At 52.9% G+C, this 13,322-nt stretch carries 9 protein-coding genes; 7 read left to right on the top strand and 2 right to left on the bottom strand.

Annotated elements, in window-relative coordinates; all coding sequences use genetic code 11:
* The first annotated feature begins 95 nt into the window (after window positions 1-95).
* The 3 genes from CLV58_RS21155 (at window position 96) to CLV58_RS21145 (ending at window position 3,624) form a co-directional block, all read left to right on the top strand.
* Entirely contained in the window at window positions 96-2,045 is a 1,950-nt protein-coding gene (locus CLV58_RS21155; protein WP_106139830.1) for a glycoside hydrolase family 88 protein, read from the top strand.
* Window positions 2,046-2,147: 102 nt separating this feature from the next.
* Entirely contained in the window at window positions 2,148-2,402 is a 255-nt protein-coding gene (locus CLV58_RS21150) for a hypothetical protein (protein WP_106139829.1), read from the top strand.
* A gap of 241 nt (window positions 2,403-2,643) precedes the next feature.
* A complete protein-coding gene (locus CLV58_RS21145) occupies window positions 2,644-3,624 on the top strand; it encodes a type I phosphomannose isomerase catalytic subunit (protein WP_106139828.1) in 981 nt (326 codons plus the stop codon).
* 87 nt (window positions 3,625-3,711) lie between these two features.
* On the opposite strand, the gene CLV58_RS21140 is transcribed toward CLV58_RS21145, so the two are convergent.
* Entirely contained in the window at window positions 3,712-5,034 is a 1,323-nt protein-coding gene (locus CLV58_RS21140) for an FG-GAP repeat domain-containing protein (protein WP_170108751.1), read from the bottom strand.
* Window positions 5,035-5,362: 328 nt separating this feature from the next.
* Here CLV58_RS21140 and CLV58_RS21135 point away from each other — a divergent pair, with 328 nt between their 5' ends.
* Both CLV58_RS21135 and CLV58_RS21130 read left to right on the top strand, forming a co-directional pair.
* Entirely contained in the window at window positions 5,363-6,835 is a 1,473-nt protein-coding gene (locus CLV58_RS21135; RefSeq protein ID WP_106139826.1) for a gluconokinase, read from the top strand.
* A 574-nt stretch (window positions 6,836-7,409) separates the two neighbouring features.
* On the top strand, window positions 7,410-7,715 hold the full coding sequence (locus CLV58_RS21130; protein ID WP_106139825.1) for a hypothetical protein: 306 nt from the start codon (window positions 7,410-7,412) through the stop codon (window positions 7,713-7,715).
* Between the two features lie 50 nt (window positions 7,716-7,765).
* Here CLV58_RS21130 and CLV58_RS21125 read toward each other — a convergent pair whose 3' ends face one another.
* Entirely contained in the window at window positions 7,766-9,733 is a 1,968-nt protein-coding gene (locus CLV58_RS21125; RefSeq protein WP_106139824.1) for a KUP/HAK/KT family potassium transporter, read from the bottom strand.
* Window positions 9,734-10,129: 396 nt separating this feature from the next.
* Here CLV58_RS21125 and CLV58_RS21120 point away from each other — a divergent pair, with 396 nt between their 5' ends.
* A complete protein-coding gene (locus CLV58_RS21120) occupies window positions 10,130-10,897 on the top strand; it encodes an HpcH/HpaI aldolase family protein (RefSeq protein WP_106139823.1) in 768 nt (255 codons plus the stop codon).
* Between the two features lie 403 nt (window positions 10,898-11,300).
* A complete protein-coding gene (locus tag CLV58_RS21115) occupies window positions 11,301-13,316 on the top strand; it encodes a hypothetical protein (RefSeq protein ID WP_425443542.1) in 2,016 nt (671 codons plus the stop codon).
* Window positions 13,317-13,322: the final 6 nt, after the last annotated feature.

Below are 13,322 nucleotides of genomic sequence, written 5' to 3'. Positions count from 1 at the left end.
CCGTGTTATCCGCGTGCCATCGAATCCTGTAATCCTGTCCATACCACTTGTGAGAAATGAGGGTTTTTCCGCTTTCTACCAAAAGCCACATACCTATGCCCTTTCGATTACCCCGCCCGTTGCTGCTTGCTGCACTGCTAACCACTTCCATCGTGTCCGTCCGGGCACAGTCGCCTGCCGAAAAGCCCTGGTCGGTGCGGATGGCAGATGCCGTCATCAAAAAATATCCCGACTCGATTGCGGTAAAAGAAAATAAGCCCGCCGGTTGGGATTACGAACAGGGGCTGGTGCTGAATGCGATTGAGCGGGTCTGGGAGCGTACCGGCGACGGTCATTACTACGACTACATCCTGCACGACATTGACCGGTATGTCGGTAAAGACGGGCCGATTCGTACCTACCGGATGGATGAGTTCAACCTGGATAACATCACGACGGGACGGGTGTTGCTGATGCTGGCCCAGCAGACGCAGCCGGGACGCGAGAACTACAAACGAGCCGCCGACACGCTCCGTGCCCAGCTGGCGCGGCAACCCCGGACGAAGGAAGGTGGATTCTGGCACAAGCAACGCTATCCGAACCAGATGTGGCTCGACGGCCTGTTCATGGCGGAGCCGTTCTACGCCGAATACACGAAACTGTACGACCGCTCGCCCGATTCGGCCAATCGCCATTTCAACGATATTGCCCATCAGTTCGCCCTGATCGAGCAGCACCTGATCGACCCGAAAACCGGCTTACTGTACCACGGTTACGACGAGAGCCGACAGGAGAAATGGGCGAATTCAAAAACAGGTACATCGCCCAGCTTCTGGGGCCGTTCCATGGGCTGGTATGCTATGGCGCTGGTCGATGTGCTCGACTACTTCCCCGAAAACCACCCCCGCCGGGCCGATCTGCTGCGGTATTTTCAGCGGCTTATGCCTGTGCTGGTACGCTACCAGGACCCGAAAACCGGTGCCTGGTATCAGGTTACCGATCAGGCTGGTCGAAAAGAAAATTACGTAGAAGCGTCGGCGTCGAGCATGTTTGTATATGCGCTGGCGAAAGGCGTCCGGCTGGGCTATCTGCCTGCGTCCATGCTGTCGGCCGCTACGAAAGGCTATCAGGGGATTCTGAAAACGTTTGTCACGACCGATCCGGCCAGTCAGCAACCCGTACTCAACGGTACCGTCAGCGTTGGCGGACTGGGGGGCAGTCCGTACCGGGACGGTAGCTATGCCTATTACCTGAGCGAGCCGATCCGGCAGAACGATCTGAAAGGAGTGGGGCCGTTTATCATGGCGAGCGTCGAGATGGAGATGGTCGATGAATACCCGCTGGGTCGGGGAAAAACCGTCGCCGTCGATACGTACTTCAACAATGAAACCCGCAAAGGCGACAGCGGTCCGGAGCCGTTCCACTACCTCTGGAACGACCGGATGCACTCGGGCTTCTGGCTATGGGGCAAGACATTCCGGGAGCTGGGTGCTACTACCGTGACGCAGCCCAACGCACCGACGGCCCAGACGCTGAACGGTAAGGACGTGTACATCATCGTCGACCCCGATACGCCGAAGGAAACGCCCAAACCAAACTACGTTCAACCTGCTGACGTCGATGCACTGGATGCCTGGGTGCGGGCGGGGGGCGTGCTGGTGCTGATGGCCAATGACTCCGCCAATGCCGAGTTGCCCCGCTTCAACCAACTGGCGAAGCGGTTTGGTATGCAGTTTGGCTATGAGCAGGTCAACCCTGTGCAGGGTACGCGCTGGTCGGATGGAAAGTTGACAATTCCCGCCAACGACCCGATCTTTCCGCACGTCTCGACAATCTACGTCAAGGAACTATCGCCCTTAACGCTAACCGCTCCTGCCAAACCCGCCCTATTGAAAGGCAATACCGTGATTATGGCGACGGCCAAAGTAGGGAAGGGTATCGTATTTGCCATCGGTGATCCGTGGCTCTACAACGAATACACCGACGGACGTCGAATTCCAATCGAGTACCAGAATTTCCAGGCCGGGAAAGACCTGGCGACCTGGCTGCTGAAACAGACGAAGTAAGCTGTTGAAATACGGTAATGACAAGGAACTTCCCGGCTGGTGAGTTTGAATCCAGAGTAGGAAATGTGCCAGTAGATAAAACTGTTTGACCTGACCAGTAATATGCTTCCAACCAAAGATTACACCAGCATGACGCTAGACGAGTTAGCGCTGGAAGAGAAAAAAGCGAAAGGGCAGCGTATTCCGTTTGCCTTTCTCATTGGGCTCATCGTCGGTATCGCTGTATGGTCAGCTGCTCACAAAGGATTTTTGTTGCCTGTCGCTCTGATGGGTGTTGCCCTACTTGTTGGCTCCCGTCATTCAAAAAAGTTGAAGGGTATCCAAGCGGAAATTAGCCGAAGGGAGACACTCGGTTGAGCCGCGTTCCGGTCCACTCTTTAGCAGTCGGGTTCTCCCTGACTCTACAAGTCAGTAGATCGCTGAAACGAGCGCCCTAATCAGCGCTTATCTACCCAATCCGTGACATTCGTGGGCTATCAAATCCTGTCCATCCTGTAATCCTGTCTGATAAAAATCTGTAGACAGTTTAGTGGGTTTGCGGTTAATTAGCGAAGAAATAACCTGCATAACGGCTGCAAAGCCACAATCAATTCAATCAATGCTGTATCCGCTGACGTTCGATACCATTTTCAAAGACAAAATCTGGGGTGGCCAGAAGATAAAAACCGTACTGGGCAAAGACTTCGCTCCGCTGCCAAACTGCGGTGAAACCTGGGAGGTCTCCGATGTCGAAGGTAATGTGTCGGTGGTGAAAGAAGGCAACCTGAAAGGTAAGTCGCTGCGCGATCTGGTTGCTCAGTACAAAGACGAACTGGTTGGTAAGCACGTCTACGAACAATACGGCGATCGCTTCCCGCTGCTCATCAAATTCATCGACGCCAACGACGACCTGTCGATTCAGGTGCATCCCAACGATGAGCTGGCCAAACAGCGTGGCAGCGGTTACGGCAAGACTGAGATGTGGTACATCATGCAGGCCGACGAAGGCGCTAAACTCAATTCGGGCTTCAACCGGGAAGTGTCGAAAGAAGAGTACGTACAAGCCGTTGCCGACAATACCATTCAGGACATACTGAATATTGAACCAGCCAAACCCGGCGACGTCTTTTTCCTGCCTGCCGGTCGCGTACACTACATTGGTAAGGGTCTGCTGCTGGCTGAGATTCAGCAAACCTCCGACACAACGTACCGTATTTACGACTTCGATCGTGTCGATCAGACGACGGGTGAAAAGCGTGAACTGCATACCGAACTGGCAGTCGACGCGATCGACTATCACCACTACGATCAGTACAAAACGCAGTACAAATCGGAAGAAAACGCCAGCGTTAATGCCGTCAAGAGCGATTACTTCGTAACCAATGTGCTGACCTTCAACCAGGAAGTAGCGCACGACTACACCCAGATCGATTCGTTCGTTATCCTGATTTGTGTGGGTGGCGGCCTGACCATCGAAGCCGAAGGCGGTTATCACGTATCGCTGAAAATGGGGCAGTGCGCGCTGATTCCCGCGTCCGTGCAGCAGGTAACCCTCGTCCCCGACGGCGACATGACCGTGCTCGAAACCTACGTACCTTAGTGTGTAGCCCAGACGTCCACGTCTGGTAGACGCGACAGCGGCTAAAGTTAGCCTGACGGCTACCAGACCTGGAGGTCTAGGCTACAATCAATGCAACCTGTTTCGCAATAATAAAATACCCGCGCCGGGTTGTCGCCATTGATTCATCAGGTTGGCGTGGCGTGGGTGAGTGGGGCGGAAGAATGACCCCAATAGCAGGTCGAGGTCTCCGTCCTGATCGATGTCGCCGGCTTCCAGTGTCAGCCAACGCCCCCGGCTATTGTTTACGAAGGTTTGTGGTAAAAACTGTCCGTTACCTTTGTTCTCAAAATAGGCGAAACTGGCGTTTGGTTGCCGGTCGTAGTCGGGAAACTGGGCGATAGTTGCCATATCTAAATCACCGTCGTTGTCGAAATCCCGCACCAGCGTCTGCGTGGCTCCGTAGAGCGGATAAAACCAGTGCTGTTTAAAGTGAAAGTGGCCATCGTTGCGAAAAATGCGAACGCCGTGGTAGGGTTTGGCAATGATTGAATAATCAGCATTGTCGCCGTTGGTGTAGATCAGGTCAGGTGCCCCATCCTGGTCGATGTCGGCCAGTTCAATGAAGCTGGAGCCATACACTGGTGGAAAACGTAGCAGTACAGTTTTGCGAAATGTACCGTCGTGCTGATTGTAGTAGGCTGCAATCTGCTCGTCGCCCTGCGTTAGCAGCGCCAGTATATCGGGCCAGCCGTCCGCGTTCAAGTCACGAACAAGGGTCTGTCGCGCGCCCGGTACCGGATCGAGAATATGTTCCCGATAACCATTACTTGTTTGCTCGAACCAGCTTAGTTTACCCAGGTAGTGCCCAAACTGGGCGATGAGTTGATCGTCCCGTCCGTCGCGGTTCAGGTCGGCTGTCGTTACCTGCACCGGTCGGTTGAGCTGCTGAATTTGTGGCGTCACCGTTTTGCGCTGTGTATCAACCCGTCCCCAGCTACCTGTCAGTCGATCGTTTGGATTCAGCAAGCCAACCAGTAAGACGTCGAGCATTCCATTCTTCGACCGGCGCAAATCAACCGGTGGACTACTGAACTGGATGGAGTCAATACGTCGAAGCGACTGATCGAGTGCGACTAACTGCCCTCGCTGTGTACCTGCCCAGACGCGATTAACTAACGAATCGTAGCGCAACAGCGTAACCTGCGCATCAACTGACCGGGGTGACGATTCAGGTTGAAATAGCGACAGGTTTGTGCGTAAGGGGCTATGCGCCGGCTGAGCCGGGAGACTGTCCGGAGCCTGCGTCGTATAATAGTCGACAATTTTCTGCCAGTCGGTGGATGCCAGTGTTGGCTGCTCTGGAAAAATGCTGGCGTCAATAATGCGTGTTAGTTCGGCCTGATCGCTGAACTGCCCCAGCGCCTGCATCTGCTGCGTGGACTGTCCCATGCGAAGAGCCATTTGTGGCAGTACACCCAGCCGCCACGTTCTTTTGTCAAGTAAGGCAGGAGCGGGGAAAGCGTGACAACTAGTGCAGTAGGTTTGTGCCAGTTGTTGCCCCGTCAAGGTGGTTGGCTGTGGTGGGGCGGGGGGATCAGCTGTGTCGTGAGTCGAGGACGACTGGCAAGCATGATACAGAAGCGGTAACGTCAGAAGAAGAGCTGCCAGCCAGAGAAGTCGCATGGACAAAGATAGCTTGGTCGTGTTTTTTAATAAACTTCGCCAGCCGGAACGCTCGGAAAAGAGTTGTTTTACCTACTAAATAAACCCACCTATTATGGATTGTTTTGTTGGGGTCGACGTAGGGACAACCAACGTTAAGGCACTTGCGCTGTTACCATCCGACCTGAATACCATTCTGGCACACGCGTCAGCCAGCGTCGATACGATAAACCCCGAACCGGGTCAGGCTGAGCAGGATGTGACGGCGATCTGGAATGCCCTGGTAACCGTGATGGCGGATGTCAACCGGCAACTGGCAAGAGCGGGTCACACCGCTTCACATGTAGCGTTCAGCACGGCCATGCATAGTCTGCTGGCAATGGACAATGCGGGGAAGCCCATGAGCCATGCCATTCTCTGGTCTGACAACCGGGCCGAAGAACAGGCGAATGCACTACGCACCAGCCAGAAAGCACTGGGCGACGCCATCTATCAGCAAACCGGTACGCCCATTCACCCGATGATTCCGCTTTGTAAGCTGGCGTGGTTGCAACAGCACGACCCCCGGCTCTTACGTCGGGCTGCACGCTTCGGCTCGATCAAAGAGTATTTGTGGCATCGGCTGACTGGCGTGTTCGAAATCGATTTTTCGATGGCTACGGCCACAGGTCTTTTCGATCCCGCCAAACAGCAGTGGTCTCCGCAGGCTATCGCGTTTGCCGGTGTTCGCACCGATCAGTTGTCGGCCTTTGTGCCAACGACACAGCAACGGCCCCTGCAAATCAACGACGATACCGCGCAGCTTGGCTTTTCGGCGAACGTGACGCTGGTCATCGGCGCGTCGGATGGCTGTCTGGCTAACCTGGGTGCGGGCGGGATTAAACCGGGCGTGACAACCCTGACAATCGGTACCAGCGGAGCCATTCGGCAAACCGTTAAAGAACCACTCCGTGATCCCCACGGCCGTTTGTTCTGCTATTGGCTCGACAAAGACCATTACGTGGTTGGTGGCCCGACCAATAACGGTGGTAACGTGCTGGAGTGGATCGAGCAGCTGGTGCAGAAAAAAACGCAGGCCGTTCTTGACGAAGCCGAAACAATAGCGCCGGGTGCCGATGGCTTGCTGTTTCTGCCGTATCTACAGGGCGAACGCGCCCCGCTGTGGAATGCCGCAGCCCGTGGCGCTTACCTCAACATTGACTTTCAACACACACAGGCTCACTTCGTGCGGGCCGCGCTGGAGGGGGTCCTGTTCAATCTGCTTAGTATCAATCAACTGTTGACCCGGCAGATTGGACCGTCGCGGGTGATTCACGCAAACGGCGGCTTTGCCCAGTCGCGACTGTGGGTGCAGATGCTAGCCGACATGGCGGGTATTCCGGTACGACTAAATACCAGTAACGAAAGTGGGTCGATGGGCGGAATTTTGCTGATTTGCAAAGCGCTGGGACTCGCAAAATCGCTGGACGAAGCGGCCGATCGCGTTTCATTTGGCGATACGATTCAACCCGACCCGACCCGTAGTCGGGCTTATCAGCAGGTTTTCCGAAACTGGGAAAAGGCAAGAACACAACTGCTCAACGACTGAGCCTTACTTGCCAAAAAAACATGAACGGTCTTCACGGGTAGATGCTCCCGAGAAGGCCGTTTTTTTGTCCGGTATTATCTAAGCTGGCGAAAGCTTGTCTGTGAAAAATTATAATTTATCTGTTTACAGGGACAGCGTAATAATTTGATTATCAAAATAGTACAATACTATTTATTGATACGAGTAAGGAATCTGTTGTACAATTCGGCTATTCAGTGAAAAATAAAAGGCGATTTTTGTACTATTCTAATTTTAGTAAACTATCCGTGTAGACCTTTTAGTTATTTGTGTGTCTAATGAAGTAGACGACATCAGCTTTCTGTCTGTTGATTATAAATAGTTTAGGTACGACATGAGCACATCATTTGTTATAAAAAGAGAGAGTAACCCCAAGGGGGCACTTTATAAATTTTTTACGTTGGCTGTACGGCGTATGACTGTTTTTGCCGCGCGTAATCAGGCAATTTTCAGAGGAATTGCCTACACGAACGCTCCGTTTGGCGGCAACCTGTTAAACAGCCGCTTGTAATTCATTCGACAAACTCGTTCGGTATCGAACATAATCACTACAACCATGAATCGTTTCTCAGTTATCTATCAGTACAAAGGACAGTATCACCACGTCGGCCGGCACACGCTCGATGAGGCTAAGGCGACACTTGACACCATCGCCAATTCGGGTACCCGTAAAGCCATCGGTATCTACGACGATAAAACAGAACTGTTTAGTTGGGAGCCAAACCGGCAGGGACAGTACGATCAGTCGCCAATCGAAACACAGGGTCGGCTGGGGGAGCAGATCATTCACATTGCTCAGGCGCTGCGCCGACGCGATATGAACTGGCGGGGTGAGTTCCAGCGTCCCAGCCTGTTCGCCTAGCGTATATAATTCAGTCAGGCGGGCAGGTCATACACCCGCCCGCCTGATTGTTACAGTTTGAACGGGTGCTTCAGTTTCGACGGTACCCGGCTCATCGATAGCCGTTTCGGAGCGCGAATGAGTAGGGGAATCGCTTCGGTAACGACATTACTGGTGTCCAGCCCGTACGCTTCTTTTGTTGATAGCGCAATGCGCTTCAGCAGCAGATAACCGGTCATGATCAGTTTCTGTCTGAACGTAAGTTCATTGTCGTACGACAAAAACTTGCGGAACAGCACAAAGCGAAAATCACCACCGATCCGGTGCAGGTTCAGCGACCGGTATTTTACATCGATTGTCACTTCCTTGTCATCTACCATATCCTGTACAACCTGACGAAAGAGCAGATTCAGGCGTGGTTCAACGCGGAAACCCAGATAGAACGTGACAAAATAAGCGTCCTCCGGCGCTAGCGTATCGACCTTGTAGCGCATCTCGTACGGAGTGTCTTCCACGCAAACGTGAATAAACCAATAGATGTCGGCGCGTTTGGGGGCCCGGTTCAGGATCGAGAACAACGTTTCGTTCTCGATTTTATCGTATGAGTCGGCTGAGGTCAGGTACACCAGATGCGTTGCGTACTTGGGAATGCTGAGGTCGTTGCTCAATTCCTTCAGGGCGGGCAGGTTACCCGGTAAGGTGTCGTAGCGGGTCAGGCTGCTAGTCAGTGCTTCACCCTGGTACCAGAAGACCATCATAATCATCAGCAGCAGCCCCAGCGTAACCGAGATCCAGCCACCTTCTTCAAATTTGACAAGGTTGGCGATCAAAAACGTGACTTCGACGGTGAGGAACAGACCAGTGATCAATACGATCAGTATGGTGTTGATCCGTTTGACGCGCAGGTAAGCACTAATCAGCAGGGTAGACATCAACATGGTAAGCGTAACGGCTAGTCCGAAGGCCGCTTCCATGTTTTTCGATTCCCGGAAATGCAGTACGATCAGGATACAGCCAACCATCAATCCCCAGTTCACGAACGGAACGTACAACTGTCCCCGTTCGTCGGATGGGTATGCGACGCGCTGCCGTGGCCAGAAATTCAAACGCATAGCTTCGCCGACCAGCGTGAAGGCTCCACTGATAAGTGCCTGCGACGCAATGATCGTAGCCATTGTCGCTATAATGATGCTGAACACTTTCAGCGACTCCGGTACCGTGCTGTAAAACGCGCCGGTATCGTCGATCTGCTGCCCCAGATGCTGCATCAGGTAGGCCGTCTGACCAGCGTAGGAGAGAAGTAGGGTTATTTTGACGTAGACCCAGCTCACCCGAATATTGCCGCGTCCGCAATGCCCCATGTCGGAATACAGTGCTTCCGCCCCGGTTGTACACAGGAAAATACCGCCCAGCAGCCAGAACCCGCCCGGATAGTCGCGCAGGAAACGTAAGCCGTAGAGCGGGTTGATTGCTTTCAGTACCGATGGCTCACTCAGCAACGCATACAGGCCAATCGCACCGATGAAAGTGAACCAGGCCAGCATAACGGGGCCGAATAAACGGCCAAGCTGCTGGGTCCCGAACTGCTGACTTACGAACAGCGCAATGAGAATACCGATAACGATTGGAACCGTATTGAGCGTTGGGTAGAAAATAAGTAAGCCCTCGATTGCCGACGATACGGAGATAGGTGGCGTGATTAGGCCATCGGCTAGCAGAAAGGCACCGCCAACGATAGCCGGTACCATCAGCCACTTACCTGAAAAGCGTCGTACCAGCGCATACAACGAAAAAATGCCTCCTTCGCCGTTATTGTCCGCCCGCAGCGTGATGATAACATATTTGATTGTCGTCTGTAGCGTCAGTGTCCAGATGATGCAGGACAAGGTACCTAGTACCAATGTCTCCGTCAGCGACTTACCACGTACGACCGCTGAAATGGTATAAAGCGGAGAAGTGCCGATGTCGCCAAAAACGATGCCGATCGCAACTAATAATCCTTGCGGAGAAATCCTGTCAATAAATGTGCGGGAGGACATATAGTAAATAAAATGCAGTCTATTTAGTCAGACTACCCGCAGAATGGGTTGTAGGTTTTTAAAATTCCATTAATGATGTATGCACAGCTTCTACAAGCTGTAGAACAATAATAAAACTTGGTCGATTTCGGCAATTTAGCGCCGGGCTATCTCATCTTTTTTTAGAAAAGAAAAGGCTACTTACTTAATTGGATAACGCTATTAGCTGAAACAGCTAAAAATAAGATTGAGTGGTTGTCGGTAAATAACGGAAAGCGATCACCTTTGCCGGTTAGGAAAGATAGCGGGCTGGTCGTGTATATAGCAGGCACGGCAACTTGTGGATCAACCTGATTCGAATAGATTGCAGACAGAACACCTAATGATTGGTGGGCGTAGCCATTGTTTCATTCACGTATGAAAAATAATATTGTTAAAACCCGGCTGAGTAGCAAACAGCCCGTTGTCGGCGTTTTGTCGAACAGCGCAGACCCAACGATTGCGGAGTTATGCGGCTTTTCCGGACTCGATTTTTACATGATCGACGGTGAGCACAGTCCCGTCACGACCGCGCAGGTGCAGGATATCGTCAGAGCCTGTGAAGTAAGCGGCATTACACCACTGGCGCGCGTACGCAGTAACGACCCCAAGCTGATTCTTCAGTTTCTGGATGCGGGGGTGATGGGTATCATGTTGCCGGGTGTGCGAACAGCCGCTGAAGCGGAAGCATTGGTAAAAGCGATCAAATACCCCCCTGCCGGGAAGCGTGGTTTTGCACCGGTGCGCTCCGCCGACTACCTGTTGGGAACGATGAACCAGGGCGAGTACGTCGAATTCGCCAACGAACAGATCCTGATATTGCCGCAAATCGAAGATCAGGAAGCGATCGACAACCTCGACGAACTGATGGCTGTAGCGGGTATCGATGGTTTTGTGATCGGTCCCCGCGACCTGGCCATGTCGATGGGATACTACGACGGCGCAAGCCACGACGAGGTAAAAAGGACCATCGCCGGGGCCGTTGAAAAAATAAATCGTTCCGGTATGATTGTTGGAACGACGGCTATTAGTGGCGATCAGGCCCGTGCACTGGCGGATCGGGGTGTGCATTTTTGCCTAGTTTCACTGGCGGGTCTTATGCACAGTGCTGCCGCTGATTTCGTAAAAAGTCGACAAACGGTTTAGGGTATATTCCAAAAAAAAGTATCCAGGCGTATATAAATTTTGCCAGATATTATGAAAACTTTGAAGGACAAGTGGCTATGAAATCGGATTTTAGACCCGGTAACGCTGATTTTATTGGGTTATTTCAACTTAATGCCTATACTTGACCGGCCCAAACGTCATGTGCAGGTCGGCGGAATGCCGCTATTTAATAGATAGTGTCCGCACCTGAACCGGGCCTTTTAGGGATTTCCAGCAATTGATCGATCGCGTTTCTGATGCCTAGATCAAAATGAACTATCCGGTAAAACATATTACAACGCTTCCGGTTAATGTGGAAACCGTTCCCTAAGTTTGCCCCATAACTAGCGAACGTCATAAAGTTTAGTTTGAAACATTGCGTCTAAATTCAATTACGTACCCTATGCGAACATTTATCCAACGACACCCCCTGCGGATGCTGGCTGGACTCGTGTTGCTGAGTTGCGCTGCTCAAAACGGCGTTCAGGCTCAATCGTCGGCCGATACGGTTCGGACTACCACCCCAACTAATTCGGCTTATCCACGCGAAAACATCTACCGGCTTGGTAAAGGCGTTTACACCGACACGCTCCGCCGTGACGAGTTTAAAGCGCAGGCCAGCGATGTTGCCGAACTCGACGATTGCGACACCACCTTCCAAACGTTTATTCTGGTCCGCCGTCTTTCTCCGTGGCGCGTTGGTCTGTTTGCCGGTCCCAACTTCGCTTACTGCGGAACCTGGGAAAACACCTTCGGGCCGACGAAACGCGACAATACGCTTTACAACGGCGCCGGTTTCAACATCACCGGAAACATTGATTACTACCTGACTCCAGCAACGCGTCGTCTGCGTTTCGGTCTGGGTACTGCCTTCGGTTATCAGAACTACTACACCCGGAGCATCTATCGTGATTACCTGTATGGTCTGGCTGCTTCGCGTGGCTTCAACCGGGATCAGGTCACGATCCGGCAACGGGCTTCGGAAGATATGTTCCTGACGGTTGGTCCCGTTCTGGCTTTCACGATTGCGCGTAGCCGTCGGAACCCAGAAGCAACGACTTTCCTCGAACTGGGTCTGCGCGGTGGTCTGTTCCGTACGGAAGCCGCTACGATTGCAGCTTACACCCCCTCGACGCTGTCGCTGCCCGGTACTCCGTCGTTCGTTGACGGTGGTGGTCTGATCCGGTCGGTTAACCCAAGCACTCGGGTGTATCATCCCGGCGGTTTGCTGTCACTGGGTGTTTTCTTCCCACTGCGCAACAACTGGAATATCGGTGTACAAGCACAGGGATTCTTTACACAGCTGAACTACTACATCATCAACGGTGTAGACGATCAACTGTACGAATTCAAACGGAAACACGGTGGTTTCAGTGCTGGTCTGGCCGTTCGGAAAGGCTTCGTTCAGAAAAAGCTGATCCCGAAAACACCAACGGTTTGCCCAACCTGCGAGCAGATTCCGGAACTGAATGTTCAATTCAACAACGCGTCGCTGAAAGGCGCATCACTGGCCTACCTCGACAGTGCATCGGCACAACGTACGGGTCAGACGATCAACACATCGGCTACGGCACCAACGATCAGCTGGCGCAGCACGACGCCGAACCCGAAGAACGAAACGTTTACAGCTCGTCTGTACTACCGTCCGGATTCGGTAACCACCAGTGCTGCTGATCAGGTTATCGCACAGGTTGAGAACAGCACGGATACCACGCTGACGTTCCCACAGACGTACTTCGCAAACGGTCAGATGAACCCCGGTTTCTACTACGTAACGGTTCACAACCGGCAGACGGCAAAATGCGGTACCTGTATGAGTGAAGTCGCTACGACGAGCTTCTCGGTATTGCGTCCGAAAGCCGGCAACACGGATTGCGAATACCGTCACCGGCTGGAGCGTCTGGAAGTATACTACCGGACCCCATACACCCGCGAAGTTGCTAACGTCTGTTACTGTAACGGTACGATCACATCGGTTGGCGATACGGTTACCCGCCTGCGCTACCGTGGTCTGAACCGTCAGCTGGCTACGAGCGCTATCGAGTTCGACACCAACACGGTTATTCTGAACCTGAAAGATCTGCCAGGCAACCTGGCGCAGCAACTACAGGCTGAGAAGTCGAAAATCGAAAGCGGCAACGCGATTCGCTTCAAAGGTCGCCGGGTACGCCCACAAGTACAGTACTTCCGCGCTGTGTTCTCGGTTACCAAACTGCCTTGCAACGGTCAGCCTGAGCAAGCTGTGGGTAGCTTCAACACGACGATCAGCGACAATAGCTACAGCATCACTGATCTGAAACCACTGACCGACGCTCAGAAAGCGAAACTGCTGGCTCCGCCTGCACCTCGCAAGAAAGCGGTTCGTCGCCGGGCTGGTAACAGCGGCCGCCGGTCGGACGTAATGTTCGGTGTGGAATAAGCGACT

This window comes from Spirosoma oryzae (assembly GCF_003002825.1).
Lineage (GTDB): Bacteria > Bacteroidota > Bacteroidia > Cytophagales > Spirosomataceae > Spirosoma > Spirosoma oryzae.
Note: the sequence above shows the minus strand (reverse complement) of the source record. Positions and strands in the feature narration are given on the sequence as shown.